The sequence below is a fragment of the Halanaerobium kushneri genome, assembly GCF_900156285.1.
Taxonomy (GTDB): Bacteria; Bacillota; Halanaerobiia; order Halanaerobiales; family Halanaerobiaceae; genus Halanaerobium; species Halanaerobium kushneri.
Genome location: NZ_FTNC01000004.1, coordinates 1 through 17,465, shown reverse-complemented (window position 1 = coordinate 17,465; position 17,465 = coordinate 1). Strand labels below are relative to the sequence as shown.

Annotated in this window: 15 protein-coding genes; all 15 read right to left on the bottom strand. The window is 34.5% G+C overall.

Features of this window, described 5'->3' with window-relative positions; all coding sequences use genetic code 11:
- Positions 1–37 precede the first annotated feature (37 nt).
- A complete protein-coding gene (locus tag BW929_RS03725; RefSeq protein ID WP_076544048.1) occupies positions 38–835 on the bottom strand; it encodes an outer membrane lipoprotein-sorting protein in 798 nt (265 codons plus the stop codon).
- A gap of 86 nt (positions 836–921) precedes the next feature.
- Positions 922–2,172 (bottom strand): ABC transporter permease, encoded by a 1,251-nt coding sequence (locus tag BW929_RS03720; protein WP_076544047.1) that lies wholly within the window; start codon positions 2,170–2,172, stop codon positions 922–924.
- A gap of 12 nt (positions 2,173–2,184) precedes the next feature.
- Positions 2,185–3,420: an ABC transporter permease gene (locus tag BW929_RS03715; protein ID WP_076544046.1), complete on the bottom strand. Its 1,236-nt coding sequence runs from the start codon at positions 3,418–3,420 to the stop codon at positions 2,185–2,187.
- 2 nt (positions 3,421–3,422) lie between these two features.
- Positions 3,423–4,112 carry an ABC transporter ATP-binding protein gene (locus BW929_RS03710; RefSeq protein ID WP_076544045.1) on the bottom strand — a complete coding sequence of 230 codons (690 nt, stop codon included), beginning with the start codon at positions 4,110–4,112 and terminating at the stop codon, positions 3,423–3,425.
- Positions 4,099–4,737, bottom strand: a complete 639-nt coding sequence (locus tag BW929_RS03705) for a TetR/AcrR family transcriptional regulator (protein WP_076544044.1) — start codon at positions 4,735–4,737, stop codon at positions 4,099–4,101. Before BW929_RS03705 ends, BW929_RS03710 begins: the two co-directional genes overlap by 14 nt.
- 134 nt (positions 4,738–4,871) lie before the next feature.
- Positions 4,872–6,074, bottom strand: a complete 1,203-nt coding sequence (locus tag BW929_RS03700) for a hypothetical protein (RefSeq protein ID WP_076544043.1) — start codon at positions 6,072–6,074, stop codon at positions 4,872–4,874.
- A 30-nt stretch (positions 6,075–6,104) separates the two neighbouring features.
- Complete coding sequence (locus tag BW929_RS03695; RefSeq protein WP_076544042.1) at positions 6,105–6,878, bottom strand: outer membrane lipoprotein-sorting protein; 774 nt, start codon at positions 6,876–6,878, stop codon at positions 6,105–6,107.
- Position 6,879: 1 nt separating this feature from the next.
- Complete coding sequence (locus BW929_RS03690) at positions 6,880–9,534, bottom strand: efflux RND transporter permease subunit (protein WP_076544041.1); 2,655 nt, start codon at positions 9,532–9,534, stop codon at positions 6,880–6,882.
- Between the two features lie 26 nt (positions 9,535–9,560).
- Complete coding sequence (locus BW929_RS03685; RefSeq protein ID WP_076544040.1) at positions 9,561–10,145, bottom strand: TetR/AcrR family transcriptional regulator; 585 nt, start codon at positions 10,143–10,145, stop codon at positions 9,561–9,563.
- A gap of 252 nt (positions 10,146–10,397) precedes the next feature.
- Positions 10,398–11,381 (bottom strand): Gfo/Idh/MocA family protein, encoded by a 984-nt coding sequence (locus tag BW929_RS03680; protein WP_076544203.1) that lies wholly within the window; start codon positions 11,379–11,381, stop codon positions 10,398–10,400.
- 209 nt (positions 11,382–11,590) lie between these two features.
- Positions 11,591–12,052, bottom strand: coding sequence for a universal stress protein (locus BW929_RS03675; RefSeq protein WP_076544039.1), 462 nt, complete (start codon positions 12,050–12,052; stop codon positions 11,591–11,593).
- A gap of 81 nt (positions 12,053–12,133) precedes the next feature.
- Positions 12,134–14,332, bottom strand: coding sequence for an HD domain-containing phosphohydrolase (locus BW929_RS03670; RefSeq protein WP_159437151.1), 2,199 nt, complete (start codon positions 14,330–14,332; stop codon positions 12,134–12,136).
- Positions 14,329–15,360, bottom strand: a complete 1,032-nt coding sequence (locus BW929_RS03665) for a LacI family DNA-binding transcriptional regulator (RefSeq protein ID WP_076544037.1) — start codon at positions 15,358–15,360, stop codon at positions 14,329–14,331. Before BW929_RS03665 ends, BW929_RS03670 begins: the two co-directional genes overlap by 4 nt.
- 49 nt (positions 15,361–15,409) lie before the next feature.
- Positions 15,410–16,336, bottom strand: coding sequence for an AEC family transporter (locus BW929_RS03660; RefSeq protein ID WP_076544036.1), 927 nt, complete (start codon positions 16,334–16,336; stop codon positions 15,410–15,412).
- A 39-nt stretch (positions 16,337–16,375) separates the two neighbouring features.
- Positions 16,376–17,185: an ATP-binding cassette domain-containing protein gene (locus tag BW929_RS03655; protein WP_076544035.1), complete on the bottom strand. Its 810-nt coding sequence runs from the start codon at positions 17,183–17,185 to the stop codon at positions 16,376–16,378.
- Positions 17,186–17,465 lie beyond the last annotated feature (280 nt).

Genomic DNA, 17,465 nt, shown 5'->3' with positions numbered 1-17,465 from the left:
AGATTAATTTTGATTTTTAAATCAGGCTGCTTCTTATTTAGCGTAATCTTTCGAGAGTAAAAATATTATCCGGCAAATCCGGGTTAAATTCAATTTCCCTGACAATAAATTCAGTACTTGTATTCTGGCGCAGTTTATTTTCCATTACCATATGCACCGGATACCAGCGTCCTTCTATTTCTTCCACCTCCAGAACTCTTGCCTCCTTGAGCAATCTACCACTTTCGGCATAAAGGTCTTCCTTTAAACCAACAAATCTTTCCTTATCAATCCAGACTACCCTTCTGTAATAGCTGACTTCTTTACCCGGTACTTTTACACCTTCAAGTTTATAAGCCGTCCTGCCTTCATATTCTTCTTCTCCAAGAAGCTTAAAATTATACAGGTCTGTTAATTTATCTGATTCCAGCATATCCTGATAGGAAAAGTCACTTCCCATCATTCCCTGTTCCAGCATATGACCTGAAATCTTAACCAGATCTTCTGCCTGAGGAAAGAACATCCAGAGATCGTCACCTCTTTTTAAAAATTTAGTGCCTCGATCACGCGGGTTTGTAAATTCTGCCAGAGCGTTTTCTTTATCCTGCCAGCTGCGCATAGTCTTGGTCTGAGATCTACCGCTATTTTTAATAATCATTTCTGCCTCCGAATAAGCAGTAATTACATATTCATTTTCATCTCGGCGATTGATTATCTCATCTGCAGACAGATTTTGAGCGGCAGTAGTTTGAGCGGCAGCAGACAGATTAATACTAACCAGGATAGCAGAAACCAGCGCAGCAATTAATATGGTTTTTAGATTAATATAATTACGTTTCTTTAAATAGGCAAACATTATTTTGACCCCTTTCTAAATCAATTAATATTTAGCTTTGTTCTAAGTTATAAAACGTTATAAAACAAAGAATAGATTTATACTTATTAAATTTCGCGCAGTGCCTCTGTTGGCTCCAATTTAGCAGCTCTTCTGGCCGGAATAATCGCAGTTAAAGTTGTCACAACTACTCCGATAACAAAGGCAAAAATCATGTGTTCAATTTTAAATGTTGGATAAATAATTGGATTCATTAAAACATCAATGTCTTCAAAAGCTGCACTGTAATCAAAACCAACTCCGGATAAATAATAATTTATTAAACCTCCGCCCAGTGCTCCCAAAAAACTTCCGATCACTGCCATGGCAGAACCTTCGAGAAGAAATAGCTCCAGGATTTCTCGGCTTTTTAATCCCAGGGCACTCATCATACCTATTTCCTGAGTTCTTTCTTTAACTATCATTACCAGTGTATTAATAACTACAATTGATGACAGCAGAACCAGGAATAAATAGATAAAATTATAAATTTTCTCACTCACTTCTAAAAGCTGAATAAATGTATTACCACTTCTCCAGCTTTGAGCAAGATAACGCTCTCCCCCATTCTGATCTAAATAATTTCTGACAGCAGGAAGGTAATTATTAACCTGATCTCTATCTGCAGTAACTAAAAGCAGTTCTGTACTTTCGTCATTTAAATAAAGCAGCTGTCTTGCTGTATCAATTGGCATAAACACAACCTGTTCATTTAATAAAGGAAGATTACTTTTTATCTCTCCAACAATCTCAAAGGTTGCTCCCTGAAAAGAACTAAAGGCTGTAGTATAAACCATTGTCACTTTTTCGCCAACAGTTTTATTTATTTTATCCAGTAAGGCTGTCCCCATCACAACCTCTCTTTTGCCAGACTCAACCATTCTACCTCGACTTAATTCTCGACCAATATTTGTAAATTTAAGTTCTTTTTTTCCGTCAACTCCCCAGGCCAGCATCTGTACCAGTTCTTCTTCAGTACTTACTGCTGCCCCGAATTTTAAGCGGGGAACTACCATTTCAATTCCATCAAGATCACTTAAGTCAGATTCCATTTCTGATAGTGATTTATTTTCCAATCCATTAACCGTATAATTTAAAGACAGCAATTTTTCTTTTTGTTCGTATTCTTGATCAATAATTTTTATATGGCCGGTGTCATAATGAATATAGAGTGAGTAAGTATCTTCGATCATCCCATCAATCAATCCCCTGGTAAAAACAATTACCATTACTGCAAAGGCAATAGCCAGGATAGAAACTACAGTTCTTAATTTATTTCTAAACATATTTTTGAAAGCAATACTTATTAAAAATTTCATTTCCTAACCTCCTTAGCGGTGATAAATTGCTTTTACAGGGTCTTTGCGCGCAGCCCATAGGGCAGGGAAAATACTTGCCAGAACTGAAACGATAATTCCATAAATAAAAACAAAGATAAATGAACTAATTTCCCAGCCAGCATAAATAGTTCCACTTAAAGGAAAACCGTAGGTCATATCTCCTCCTGCCGTAATTGTTGAAATATCAATTCCATTAATATTAAAAATACTGAGGCCGATGATCCCCATAATAATTCCCATTATTCCACCGATTACTCCTATACCAGCAGCTTCTCCCATAAAAGTATATACAATTTCTCTCTCGTGCATACCCAGAGCTTTCATCATTCCCAGTTCTTCCATTCGCTCCAGAGCAGATAGAATAACAGTATTAATTATTCCTACTGCAGCCAGGGTAAGAATTACTGCCAGAACAACCTGAGTTTCAATATCCTGCATTTCAATCATTGTTACCAGACTTTTAGCCGCATCCTTCCAGGAATATGCTTGCAAAGGAGCTTCCAATCTTGTACTTAACTCTTCTGCAGCAGTAAGAGCCTGATTTTGATCACTTAGTCTAACTGCATAATGACTTATTTTACCCTTTGTATTTAAACGATCCTGGGCCGTAGATAGAGGTAAAAAAACATTGCTTTCATTCAGACTTGGATGAGGTGTATTAAAAAGACCTACAATTTCTCCGTCAATTGTATTGAAGGTTTTCTCCTCGGTTCTAATCAGCATTACAGCATAATCTCCTGTTTTAAAATCCATTAATTCGGCCAGCTTTGCTCCCATGATAATCTCACTGCTGTCTGCTTCCGGCATCCTACCCTCGACCAGGTAGTTTTGTAATTCAAAAACTTTATCATCCTGGCCCAAATCAATCCCAACTCCAGTAACGGGTAACTCATCTATGCCATTATTTAAATTAACAGCAAACTTTAGCCTTTTTGTCATTGCGACATAGCCGGCTGTTTTTTTTATTTCAGCTTCCAGCTCTGCTGAGGGAGTGATTAAATTTTTTAAGGGCAGTTCTTTTCTATCTTCCCAGTAGTTCTGATCTACAACCTGCAGATGACCGCTTTCTAAATTAATAATGTTATCAAATGACATCTCAGTCATTCCTAACATTAAGCCATCTGTCATTACATAGATTAAAATTGCAAAGGCAATTATCAGAGCTGTGATGATAGTTCTTCTTTTATGACGTGTTAAATTTTTAAACGCCATCCTGAGAAAAAACATCACTAATCCCTCCTCTGATCTTTGCTGATTTTTCCATCCTTAATCTCAATTAAACGGCGAGCATAATCCATTACCTGAGGATCATGAGTTGAAAAAATAAAAGTTGTGTTAAGTTCTTCATTCATTTCTTTCATCAGTTCTAAAACTTCTTGACTGGTTTCCGAATCCAGATTGGCGGTTGGTTCATCTGCCAGAACAAGTTTAGGTTCCTTTATTAAAGCTCTGGCAATGGCTACTCTCTGTTTTTGTCCTCCAGAAAGTTCATTTGGCCGTCTGTGGGCCATATCTCCAAGTCCAACCTCTTCTAAAAGTGACATCACCTTATCTTTTCTTTCTTTTTTACTGTGCTTATCTATTAATCTAATTGCAAATTCTACATTTTCAAAAGCAGTTAAAACTGGAATTAAATTATAACTCTGAAATACAAAGCCTAAATTATAACGCCTAACTTCTGCCAATTCTTTATTATCTAAGTCATTAATTGAATGTCCATCAAAAATAATTTCGCCCGCTGTGGACTTATCAAGACAGCCAATCATATTTAGCAGAGTAGTTTTTCCAGAACCAGAGGGACCAAAAATAGTTGTAAACTCTCCTGACTCAATCTCCATATCTATTCCTCTTAAAGCAGGTACCTCAATTTTTCCCTGCTGATAAATTTTTTCCAGGCCTGTTAACTTAATTAGTGACATTTTTATCCCCCTTTGCTATACCATTTTTCATGATATAGAGCATTTTATCTACATAATTCATAATTTCATCTACATTATCAGTGTCATGAGTCTCAAAAAAATAATTTACTATGCTGACCGAAAATTCAGTTAGCATAAATGCTGTGAATTTTATATCAATCTCTGGGTCAATTTTTCCTTCCTGAACAGCTTTTAGTAAGAGTTTTTCAAAGAAATCATTGCTTTTTGGTTTGCTCTCAGCATAAAGTTCATTTTTTAAATCTTTATTACTGCTGTTTAAAACCCGATCACCAATTTCCGAATAACGGGGAAAGTTTTTTCTAAATTGAATTCCGGCTATAAAAAGCTCTCTGAGCAGCTCAAAAAATTCTAACTGCTGATAATTTTGCAGTTTTTCTCCCAAAAACTTCATTTTAGCATCTGAAACCTGATCAATTACATACTTATAGAGGTCTTTTTTATTATTAAAGTACTGATAAAAACTACCTTTAGATATATCTGCTTTTTTTATTATTCTATTAATGCTCGTCTTTAAATAAGGGTGAGCCCCAAACTCTGCTATAGCTGCGTCAATAATTCTATTCTGTTTGGAGCTGTTCAAATTAAAAAAAGTTTGTTTAGGCATTTGTCCACCTTCTTTTTCCTAAATATTTGCCAGAGTTTAATAAAAATAAATTTTCAGATTTATTATGACTTTTAAGTCATATGACTTTGTAGTCACATTATATTCTTTTAATTTCACTTTGTCAAATATCTTTACTAAAAATAATAGGAAAGCTCTAAATAAAGATTATCTTCAGCCGGAAATAAGTCATTATTCTCAAAAATTGTTCCTTCCTCATTTATTGGTTGATTAAATCCTGCTTTTAACTCGACATTCTGGGCCATCGAATAATTTAACTCTCCATTTAAAAGATAAAAATCGGAATTAAACGGCGTCAATAAACTTCCTGTAATTTTCAGCAGATCAGTTAAATTATAATCACTTTCTAAGCCCAAAAAATCTTTAGTCTTTACCTCCTGACCGGGTATAAAATTACTTAAACTTTCATCTCTATAATACTCACCAAGCAGATGAAGACCATTTTGGTAGGTATAGTCCAGACCAATGATCGATTGTAAATAATTATGCCCAATATCTGGATTAGTATATGCTGCTTCAACCCAGACTCCTATTTCTCCCCCGGCAAGGGTGCCAGAAAGATCAAGTCCAAAAGTTTCTTTTTCCGGATAACTAAAAATGACCTCAGGAGGAGTATTGTTACTTTCAAAAGCAGATACAACTGGATAGTCCTCTCTTCCCTGATAATACATGAGAGAAAAATCGTAATAATTAATAACTGTTGTGTACCTCAATCCATATTCGAGCTCATCGCTAAAATCTTGTGGTAAAACTACACTCCCATCCAGAGCGGGATTAATTGACCGGGCCACCTCTGCTGCTTGATCATTGTTGTCAGGTCCTAAAGGCTGAAAATCAGTTACTATAACTCCCTGCAGCGCCCCTTTGCCCAGATAATAGCTGCCAAAAATGCTGTCTGTACTCTGACGGGGATTTATTTCGCTTTTATTATCTTCCTTAAGCGGATTTATTATATCAGTTGGATTAAAAAAATAACCAGAACCCCAGGCAATCCTCTGTTTTCCAAGCTTAAGTTCACCAGAAGCAAACCAGAAATCAAGATAGGCTTTATCTAATTTAACTTCATTATCGGGAGAAAACTGGCTCAGATTGGCAAATTTACTATCTTGATTAATCAAAGCTCCTTCCAGATGTCCATTATAATTAAAGCTGCCTAAATCAAATTTTAACTTAAGCTCATTAGCAAAATTATAATTATTATTCTTCCTTTCCAGATAACTATCGAACTGCCCTCCATAAGAAAAATCTACCGCCAGAACTGGATAAGAAACCACCGATATTAATATTAATATAAATAGAATAGATATTATTTTTTTCATTGAAAATCAGGCCTCCTCCTTATATAAATTTTAAAGTTGGCTTTTAGAAATTCTCTCTAAATTTCTCTTATTAAAATAATTAGGTCTAAAGTTAACTCCAGTTTCAATTTCTATATACTCAAAAACAGTCTGATTATCTTCATTTAAATCTTTCATTGTAATTTTTTTGGGCCTTAATTTCCCGTTTACCTTCATAAAAGTTTCGATGGTCATCACCTTTATCTTTTCTCCAGCTTTAAAATAATTAACTTTAAGCAGTCGAAAATCTCCTTCTGTAACCCAGGCTGTAAAGCCATCATATGCTGCCTCATCACTTTTAGCCTGACCTTCAACTTTATAACACTCTTCTCCCAGCATTTTTTCGTTTCCAATTAATTTCACGCTGTAATCTTCAAAAGCTTCACTGCTAAAATCATCATAACTAAAAGAACTTCCCATCATTTTTTGATTTTTGGTAGATGCAGCTAAATGTCTAACTCTTCCTGTTCTCGGAAAGAAAGACCAGATATCATCTTTGATAAAAAGAAAAGTTACTCCTTCTATCCGGGCAGGCTCATAATATTTCATAATTGATTTTTCAGTTCCTTCACCCCGGATCTCCATTTTAAGTTCTCTTTTATCTCCACCGGTTGTGTGGATTGTCATCTGAGCCTGGCTCTGATAATTACCATAATCCATATTATCTTCTGCCTTATCTATAATCTCCTGACCTGTTATATTTGCTGCATTAACAATACTGACAGCAATTATAATCATTAAAGCTGCTAGAATACTTAAATTAATAATTTTTTTTGCTATTTTCATCTTAATTCTCCTCACTTTCATTAATTTTATTTTTATTAGTTAATAAAGCCGGAATAATAATTAAAGTCATAATAAAACAGAAGGCAACTCCAATAAACAGGGTCACTCCCAGACGATATATAGCCTGATATTGAGCAATCATCAAAGAACCAAATGATGCCATCGTTGTCAGAGTGGTAAGTAAAATAGCTCGTCCAACACTGCTAAATACTGTCTGCATATCCTGATCACTAATATTTAAACGGTGAATCACATGAACACCATCATCAATCCCAATTCCAATAATTAAGGGAAAAGCAAGCACACTAAAAATATCCAGGTTAACATTTAGAATTTTTATGAGTCCCATTGTTACTGTAAGAGCTGAAATGAGAGGTAAAAAGGCAATAAAAGCTTCTTTGAATGACCGGAAATGGAAAAATAACAGTAACAACAGTGTAACAGCAATTAAGAAAACTGCTTCTGTTACCTCCTTACTAACCTGATCATATAAGACCCGCATAAAAATTGGGGTACCTGTAACCCGGGGCACTTTTTCTCTCAGCATGTGAATAAACCTGCTGCCAAAAGGTTTTTTTATTCTGTCCCACAGGTTTCCTTTAGCATAAACTGAATTAAGATATGAACTGCCATCTGCACTTATAAATTGTGATTTTATATCTGCCGGTAAATCATTTACTGTAAGCTCACTCTTGATTTCCATTTTTCCACTATTTTCACTGAAACTATCATAAAAACTGCTGACAAAATCATTTAATTTTTGCTGTTGATATTTTTCAGCTTCCAGTTTACTTATAAAATTTGATAATATTCCTGGATTCCCGGGCAAACCTGTGATTTTATCTGTAACATTTACTACCTCATCTATCCCGGACATATAAGAAAGCTGACCAATTTCAATCAAATTATTTTCTAACCTTTTTAACTGAGTAATTAAATTGTTTATATCCGTTTTTTGATAGCCCGGTCTCCTTTTAAGCATTTGATTAACAGCAGTTAAATTTTTCAATCTCTGCTGCTGTATATCTGATGGAGGCAGGTATTCGGTAATTGCACTTACTCTTTCAACCTGGGGCTGGTCTTTTATTTCTTCTGCCAGCTGATAAGTTTTCTTTAAATTATCAGTGGTATACAGAACTGCATCATTGCTCATATTGAATTTATCAGCAATATCATCCATTACTTTTATCGATTCCAGTCCTTCTGGTTCGATTTTTTTGATACTCAAATAAAAGTCAACCATAGTTCCCTGCCAGGCTGAAAAAATAAGGATTAGTAATACTATAGCTAAAACAGGATATCTCCATTTTCTGGACCAGCCGGCTATTTTACCAATTACAGGATAATTACCCTTTTTGACCGTGGAAGATTTGCTTCCATCTCTTAGAAATAATAATGCAGGTAAGATTAGGAAAACTGCCAGCATAATGCTCAAAATTCCCATTCCCATAATCAAACCCAGCTCAACTAAAAAACCAAGTGAGCTAATTGTCAGGGTAAAGAAAGCTGCAGCAGTAGTTAAAGCACCAGTAAGTATACCAGGACCTACCTTCTCTAAAGTAAAATGCACAGAATCCTCTAAAGAATAATCTTTACTGCGAGCTTCTGTAAATCCACTCAAAATATGAACAGAAAAATCAATCCCCAGTCCAATCAACATGGCAGCTGTAAAAACAGTAAAAATATTTAATCTACCAATAAATATAGAAGTCAATCCCATATCCCAGATTATACCAACAATTAAAGGAACTGCTGCCAAAAGGGGTGATAACCACATTTTAAAAGCTGCTATTAAAATTATTAGGACCAGAATCAGACCTATTATCATGGCCAGAGTTGAATCTCGGGTTGTGCTTTCCATTTCATCTCTGGCAATTACATGCATTCCAGTTAATCCATATTTAAATCCTGGATACTCTTTTTCTATCTTTTTCAACTCCTCTGCAATGGCACCTACACCTGGCTTCAGTTTATTATAATCCAGAGCTCCAAAAGTAGGCTGTACAGTCATTAATAAAGTATCTCCTTTGATGGAACTCAGATAGGGATCTCCAACAAGCAATCTCTTAACCCCTTTATCCATCTCTTCAGATTTAATATTCTGAGTCAATGATCGATCAGCTAACTGAAGAAAATAATCTAAGCCCCTTAAGGTTCTGACCATCTCCTGCTTATCATCTTCAATACCACTACTATTACCCTTATATTCTTTTTCATAAAGGTCATTCAAGTTTGTTATAAAGCCGGTTAGATTCGGATTTTTTAAAATATCAGTTATGTTATTTAAATTATCAGACTCATAGAGCAGAAGGCCATTATCAAGCAAATAATCCATATTTACACGATAATCTACCCGTTTTACATACTGCAGTTTTTCCAGATTTTCAGCTGCAATTTTTGCTGCTGATTCTAAATCTCCACCTTTATCTTCTACAGTTACATACATTTTACTGGCCGAAGGATAATTATCTACAATTTTCCGGAATTCAGTTTGAGAAGGATCACCTTTAGGGGCCAAACCAACCCAGCTTAACTCCAGGTTAAGGTTAAATGAAAATAATAATAATACTATTGTAACAAGTGCGGTAATGATTAAAATAGTCTTAGGTTTTTTGATAATTGTATTGGCCAGATAATTAAATAGTTTATCTCTCATATTTTACACCTCTAATTAAAACTAAATTATTTATTTTTTAAATAAAGCTCAACTGCTTCTAAAAAAGAAGAGAAAATTTCCTCACCATTAAATTCGTCTCTCATAATCAGCTGAATTCCCAGACCATCAAGAGTGGCACCAATCCAGGAAACTGCTGCCTGGGGATTAACTTCTTTCCTGATCAGGCCTGCTTGCTGATCTTTTTTAATTTTTTCAACCATATAGTTAATATAATCATTAAATACAAAATCAAATTCTTTAAAATCACCTTTAATACTGGCAAAAAATATATCTATAATCACATTAAATTGTTTTAACTCTTGATCTGTATGCTTTAAATATCTGTCAAGTATATAGTTTAACTCCTCCAAAAACGAATATTTTTCATTTGCTTCTGGTATATAAAGCTCCTGCAGAAAAAATTCGAAAGATTGTTTTAATAAATCATCCTTGTTTTTAAAATACTCATAAATTGTGCTCTTACCCAGATCTAACTTTTTTGCGATATCAGTTATTCTGATATCTTTGATTCCTTTTTCTGATAATACAAAAATAGTTGCTTCTATTATTTCTCTTTTTCTCTGATCAGTGTCCACCAGTTTAGGTGTCATAAATTTTCCTCCTTTTTTGACCGACCCGTCGTTCGATAAAATTATTATACTGCTAATAGTTTATAAAGTCAAGCTGAAAGCTCAGATTATATCCAGTCTTTTATCCAAAATTTTTTACCCAAAATTCCATCCATAAGACTTTTTTTCTTAACCAGCTATAAGTTTTAAAAAAAACAGCCTCCCAGAGGGAAGCTGTTAAAAAATTTATTTGAATATATTATTTTTCTATATTTTATTATTCTCTCCACTTTTTTAATCTCTATAATAATCTGCTATAATTTGATCCATAATCTCGGTAGTTCTGGCAGCACTTTCTCCTGTAGAAGGTGACTCTCCTTTTCCTAAAAGACTGGCAACTACTTTTGTTAAAAGTGGCTGCTGAACATGTTCGGGGTAGGAAAACTCTATTTCCTGATGGCCTTTTTCATTTTCTAAAATAATTGGCTCTTCACTAAAAGAGGAAAAGATTAGGCGTCCTTTGTTTCCTATAATTTCATTCTGGTCCAGATCATGATAGCCATTAAATGTCCAGCTGCCAATTCCCTGTATTCCATTTTCAAATTTAAAGCTCATTACCACACTATCTTCAGCCGGATAGTAGCCAGCCTGATTAGCAGCGAAACCGGAAGCCTGCTCTATTGGACCAAAATAATAATCAAATAAATCTAAAGTATGTGCGGCCAGGTCTAAGAATTTTCCTCCCCCGGCAATTTCAGGTAGAACTCTCCAGGGTAAATTTGCCTCATCTTTTTCTGCTTCTTCGACTGGTTGAGCCAGTCTGATATTTACTGTTCTAACATCTCCAATTTTACCCTGCTCTATAATTTCTTTGATTTTTAAGAATCTGGGCATTGCTCTTCTGTAATAAGCTACATGGAGCTGCACATTATTTTCTTTACAGACTTTAATCATTTCCTGAGCTTCTGTATAATTTCTGGCCATTGGTTTTTCTACATAAACGGGCAATCCTGCTTTAGCTGCCATAATAGTATATTTTCTGTGAGTAGAGGGTGGTGTAGCAACATAAACAGCATTAACTTCTGGATCATTAATTAAATCTTCTGCTCTATCATACCAGCGCGGAACCTGATGCCGACGCGCATAATCTCTGGCAAGCTCCCCTGTTCTTCTCATAACCGCCACCAGGGACGAATCTTCTATTTTTTGTAGTGCTGGGCCACTTTTTCTCTCGGTAACATCTCCACAACCTATAATTCCCCATTTAACTTTTTTCATTTTAATTTGTTTTTCAGATTCTTTCATAATTTTTTCTCCTTATAAGATAATTTTTCAACTCATTTTGATCTTATTAATCCTAATTAGAAAAACCTCCTTTTAAAGAGGTTTAGCATCAAATATTTAATTTTTGAGGTTGTAATTAGACTTGATGCCAGGTATTTGATATCAAAACTAAATTACCTGACATCAAGTTTTTCGTTTACAGTTTACTTAACAACCATTACTGAAGTTCTGGCATGTCTGACAATTTTATCACTAATACTGCCCAGCAAAAACCTCTCTACTTTACCATGACCCTTGTCAGCAACAACAATCAGGTCAAATTTATTTTTCTCCGCATAATCACAGACTTCATCTGCTGGATCACCGTGTAGAAGTACTTTATCTGGTTTGATTCCCTTATCCTGAAAAAACTCAGCATCCTCATCCAGAATTTTTTGCCTCTTTTCCTTAATTGTATCTTCCTGCTGAGACATAATCTCCTCCATTGTTTCTGCAGATAGATAAGAGGCCACTTCGTTGAACTGGTTAACTGGAATCTGAGCGGACTCGGTATAAACATGAATCAAAGTTACTTCAGCCCCTACATCCTGAGCAAGATCGGCAGCCCTTTTTGCAGCTTTCTGTGCACTTTTAGAACCATCAACAGCTACCAGAATTTTTCTCATAATATCGACCTCCTGTAATTATATAATTCTCTATTTGCTAAAAAAATCCTTGTTTGATAAATAAATAATTCTAAATAAAATTTAGTTAATAAGTTCTAATTTCTTGGCCTCTTTGCTTTTAAGTTCATGAACTATAGAATATAAATATTCTTTTTCTTCAAATTTAATTGGCTGACTGTAAACTTCAACCTTTTTAATCTCACCCGAAGCTAATCGATGCTTAAATAAAAATCTATTCTTATCATTTGCTCTGGCATTTCTCATCTCCGCCTTTACTTCAGCAGGACTCAAAACATTGATCTCTGATATTTTTTTTGATTTAAGCTCAGCTTTATTCCAGTCATAAAAGTTCTCAGCTGCTGGATTGGCATCAATTATTTGCCCGGTTTCAGGATCAATAATCAAAATGATAATATCTTCATTTTCAAATAAAGCTCTGTATTTCTGCTGTGAGTTAAAATATTTTCTTTCTAAATCTTTAAATTCACTAATATCCTGATAAATTATATAGTATCCTGTTTTGCCTTGAGCTAAAGAAATAGGAAATCCCTGAACAGATACTTCAACTTTTTCTCCACTGCTATTTTCTCTAAATGTTCGGGCATTAACTCTTTCTCCATTTTTAACAAGTTCAATAAATCTATCAGTCTCCTTGCTTTTCTCTCCCGGTACAACAACATCCTTAATATGCTTATCTAAAACCTCATATCGTTTATAATCGAACATATCCAAAAAATACTTATTACTTTTTATTATTCTAAATTTGCTGTCCAGTACTACAATTCCTTCCGCACTTTCTTCAAAAAGATATTCAAAATAATCTTCATTAAGAGTAACAGAATCCGGACCACTGCTGGAATCTAGAGCGGTCTTTTTAATAGAAAAATCACTTGTTGAAACAAGCTCTAAAAATCGATCAGCAACCTCAGGCGAAAACTGGCTCCCCTTATTGTTTTCAATCTCAGCTATCGCTTCTTCTTTACTCAAGGGTTTTCTATAAGAACGCTCGGATCTCATTGCATCCCAGGAATCAGCAACAGCAATAATTTGAGAAACCAGCGGGATTTCTTTGTCCTCTATTCCCTCCGGATAACCATTGCCATCCCAACGTTCATGATGATATAAAATATATTTTGAAATGTGTTTTAAAACTGCAGAATTCGCGAGAGCCTGACTTCCCCAGAGAGGATGTTTTTTTATCAACTGATATTCCTCTTCAGTTAACTTTCCTTTTTTATTGAGAACATTTACTGGAACCAGAAGTTTTCCTATATCATGAACCATCCCGGCCCAGTAAGTATCAACCACCATTTTACGAGAAAGCCCCATTTTTTCCGCAACATTGGCCGCAAGATTGGCGACATTTTCAGAATGTCCCTTGGTATAACTATCATAAATTTCTAAAATCCTAATTATTGATGAAATTAATTCTTTTGTAAATTTACCCTGTAGTTTATCAAAACGCTTAAAAGCAAAAAAGGAAGAAGCTAACATAGCAAAAGACTGCAGCACTTTTTTAGTTGTATCTCTAAATTCAGCACTGCTGGCTGCGGCAATATCAAGTGAAATTCTACCGACAACTTTTTCATTAACTTCAATATTAATAAAAAGTGAATCTTTAATTTCTTTTAAGGCCTTTTTAAAATCTTTCTGGTATTTGCGCGGAATCTTATCTAAATTTATTGAATACTGCTCAGAAGTAAAAATACCTCTTTCGTCATAATGAAATAAGCTTTTCTGATCAATCTTTAGATTTTTTAAAATTTCAATATCATGGCCGACAGCATCTATAAATCTGCAGACTCCATCTTCAATCAAATATACTTTACCATAATCAGCTTCCGGCACAATTTTAACCGCCTGTTTTAATAAACGTGATAGAAACTGATCCTGATCCAGATTATTCTGTTTATCTAGATCCGAAACCAGATTAATCATCGAAATAAATTTTCCATTCATTTCATTTAACTCATCCAGTGATTGGTCCAGCTCCTCATTCATCGCTAAAAGCTCTTCATTATAAGCTGTTAGTTCTTCATTTAAAGCATTTAGCTCTTCTTTCTGCTCCTTTAAATTATCAACATAGCGTTTAATCAATAAGTAAAGTAAAACAGCAGTCGCCAGGACATAAAAGGTGCCTTTAAAGGACTGCAGAATCCGAAAAACTTCTGAGTTACCGGCCAGCTTATAAAGTAAAGTGTCGGAGAAATAAATCCAGGCAAAGCCAAGTAAAATATATATAAAAATTATTTTCTTTTCTTCCTTCAGAAAATTCATCATAGTTTCTCCTCCGATATTTTGGCCGTACTCTCTCTCCTTATTAATTTTACGGCAAGAGTTATATCCTTTTCTGTTATCTTTTCATTTTCATTCATATTTAGTCTCTTCAGTAACGTTCTGGCGGAAATTTTTCCGATTTCATCAATTGGCCTGCTGATAGTTGTTAGAGCCGGGCTTGAATATTCAGCAAAATTAACATTATCAAAACCAACAACTCCCGCCTGCTCGGGAACTTTTATCCCCCTCTTTTTTAGTTCTTTTAAAACCCCAAAAGCAGCTGCATCATTGGCAGCAAAAATCCCGGGGCGCTTATCTTTAATATTATTTGAATCCAAAAACTGAGCAATATCTTGAGCTGCTTCGGATTCGACAAAAGATGAAGAAATAACTTTATAATTAGAATGATCAATACCATTATCCTGCATACAATCTTTAAAGCCGCGAGCACGATCAGCCGCAGTAGCTGTAAAATCGGCTCCCTGGAGGTGAACAAAATAATTATACCTGCATTCCAGTAAGTGTTCTGCAGCCTGATAACCACCTTTATAATCATCAATTCTTATTTTATCTATCTTATCTGATTTAATTTCGCGATCTAATACTACCAGGGGAATATCCTTTTCTAATAACTGCTCTAAATAAGAAGAGGTTAAAGAAGTTGAAGCCAGAATAAAACCATCGACCTGCCGCTGCATTAAATGTCTCACATATTCTTTTTCTCTTTTTCCATCCCACTCAGTGTTGCCAATCACTGCATAATATCCGGCAGCCCGAAGTTCTTTCTCTATACTTTTGACCAGATAAGAATAATAAAGATTAGCGATATCAGCAATTAAAACACCAATCGATTTGCTTTTTTTAGTTACCAATCCCTGAGCCAAACCATTTGGAATATAATCAAGTTCATCAACAGCCTTTAAAACTGCTTCTTCCTTTTCACGTGAAACATTAGCATTTTGATTAATCACTCTCGATACAGTAGATATTGATACATTTGCCTTTTCTGCTACATCATTTATAGAAACCACTATCTTTCACCTCGTATTAATTATATTCTTTTTTGAAAATGCTTTCAAATTAAACAGTTAACCAGATAAATAAAGGCAGAGTAAATGCCATAAAAACTATGGTTGCAAAAATTGCAGCTGAGGCAAAATCACTTTTATGTCCGTACTTTTCCATAATTACAGAAGAACTGGCAAAAACAGGCATTGCCGCCAGGATTGTCATTACACTTCTTAATAAGGGTTGAATCGGAAATATCCCTAACCCCAGATAAACTAAAGCTGGAAAAAGCAAAAGCCTGAGTGATGAAAGCAGATAAACCTTTTTATTTGCCATAACTTCAGCAAAAGTGTTTTTAGCAAGCTGCAGTCCAATAAAAATCATAGCCAGAGGAACGGTAATTGCTCCAATACTATCAGTTATATTTATTACAGATTGTGGCATTTTAAAACCACTGAAAACTACCAGCAGACCAAGCAAAAGCCCTACAATTGGAGGTGAAAATATATTTGCTAAAAAATGACTTTCTGCATTCTGACCACTATCTTTTAAAAGCCAGATACCTACAGTCCAGAGAATCAACTGCATTCCAAAATCGTATAAAATCGCCAGAATTAGTCCCTGAGCCCCAAAGAGTGCCAGACAAATTGGTGCTCCTACAAAAATATTATTGCTGAAGACAGAGACAAAGGCAAATTCTTCCTGTTCTCTGCGAGAATAACCCCGGCTGCGGGTAATAACAAAAATTATTAAAATTGAAATTACAGTAATTATTAAAGCTGAAATAGGTACAATTAAATACTGTCTCAGCATACTAAAATCAAAATCTTTAACTATATTCGTAAAAATCAAAGCAGGAAAGGCTATATCTATTGTGAGTTCGGCTATTCCATTTTCTGCAGCCTGTTTAATTTTCCCTGCACGATTCAAATAAAAACCAAGTGCAATTAAAACTCCCATTAATAATAATTGTTCTAAAACCGGATAAAAATCAGTCATTAATCAAACTCCTCTTTTTGAAAATAAAATTCTATAAGTCTATCGACCCATTAACATCAGGGCCAGCTGATTATATTCTAAGTTTGCAACCTTTTGGGTTCCATTATTCCTGCCATCTTTTAATACAGTCACTGTATCCGATGTATTAAATACTTCTTCTATTTCTTTAGTAAAATAAATAATTGTAAAATCTTTTTGCTTTAACTCCTGCATAAAACTAAAAAATATCTCTTTGTCTCTGGCATTCAATTCCACCACTGCCTGATCAATAATGATAAGCTCTGCTCCCAGGGATAAAGCTTTCAAGAGTTCTACCAGCTGTTTTTTAAGTGGGCTTAATTCTAACATTTTCTGTTTCGGATAAATTTCTACATCCAGCAGGCCCAGTAATTTCAGAGTCTCCTCAAACATTTTTTGATTATCAATTGACTTAAAAAACAAAAATTTCTTTAGTGGTTCTCTGCCAAAAAATATGTTTTCAGCAACTGTCATTTCCGGAAAAACTGTCGACCTATTTTCTTTTTCACCTTTTTTATTAAATTTAAAAATTCCGAGGGGATCTTTTTCCGGATTGAGAGCAGAATAACGATTAATAAAATAAATAGTTTCTTTTTTAAGTTTCTGCAGTTTCTCTTGTCCAATTTCTCTATCCTTAAATATCAAACGTCCCTGAGCAGTTTTGCTTTCTCCCCTTATAAATTCCAGTAATTTGTTTTTACTCTCTTCATTCTGAAATAAAACTGAATGAATACTTTTATTTTCAACTTCCATTTTAAAATCCTTTAAATAGTCATATTCGTCTTTACGATAATTTAAGTTTTTAATCTCCAAGATATTATTTTCAACCAATCTCAATCACCTTCTGTAATTTTTAGTTTTTCAGTTTAAAACTAATATAACATACTAACCCTGATAATTGAAGCAAATTAAGAAATTAATATTTAAAAAGGAGCCTGATTATAATTAATCAGACTCCTCAATTATCGTATTAGATTTAGCTATTCTGACTAGAGAAGGTACTTATTTAGAGTTTTTCTAACTGCTCCTTCTCCTGCTATCATTTCTTTAAAGTAGCCTTCTATCTTTTCTCCCAGGCCTACCTGGTATAAATCAAGTCCCATCAGCTTTT

Bases quoted from the DNA above. Each gene is read 5' to 3' on its own strand.
- BW929_RS03725 (WP_076544048.1), bottom strand. From the start codon at position 835: ATGTTTGCCTATTTAAAGAAACGTAATTATATTAATCTAAAAACCATA.
- BW929_RS03720 (WP_076544047.1), bottom strand. From the start codon at position 2,172: ATGAAATTTTTAATAAGTATTGCTTTCAAAAATATGTTTAGAAATAAA.
- BW929_RS03715 (WP_076544046.1), bottom strand. From the start codon at position 3,420: ATGTTTTTTCTCAGGATGGCGTTTAAAAATTTAACACGTCATAAAAGA.
- BW929_RS03710 (WP_076544045.1), bottom strand. From the start codon at position 4,112: ATGTCACTAATTAAGTTAACAGGCCTGGAAAAAATTTATCAGCAGGGA.
- BW929_RS03705 (WP_076544044.1), bottom strand. From the start codon at position 4,737: ATGCCTAAACAAACTTTTTTTAATTTGAACAGCTCCAAACAGAATAGA.
- BW929_RS03700 (WP_076544043.1), bottom strand. From the start codon at position 6,074: ATGAAAAAAATAATATCTATTCTATTTATATTAATATTAATATCGGTG.
- BW929_RS03695 (WP_076544042.1), bottom strand. From the start codon at position 6,878: ATGAAAATAGCAAAAAAAATTATTAATTTAAGTATTCTAGCAGCTTTA.
- BW929_RS03690 (WP_076544041.1), bottom strand. From the start codon at position 9,534: ATGAGAGATAAACTATTTAATTATCTGGCCAATACAATTATCAAAAAA.
- BW929_RS03685 (WP_076544040.1), bottom strand. From the start codon at position 10,145: ATGACACCTAAACTGGTGGACACTGATCAGAGAAAAAGAGAAATAATA.
- BW929_RS03680 (WP_076544203.1), bottom strand. From the start codon at position 11,381: ATGAAAAAAGTTAAATGGGGAATTATAGGTTGTGGAGATGTTACCGAG.
- BW929_RS03675 (WP_076544039.1), bottom strand. From the start codon at position 12,052: ATGAGAAAAATTCTGGTAGCTGTTGATGGTTCTAAAAGTGCACAGAAA.
- BW929_RS03670 (WP_159437151.1), bottom strand. From the start codon at position 14,332: ATGATGAATTTTCTGAAGGAAGAAAAGAAAATAATTTTTATATATATT.
- BW929_RS03660 (WP_076544036.1), bottom strand. From the start codon at position 16,336: ATGACTGATTTTTATCCGGTTTTAGAACAATTATTATTAATGGGAGTT.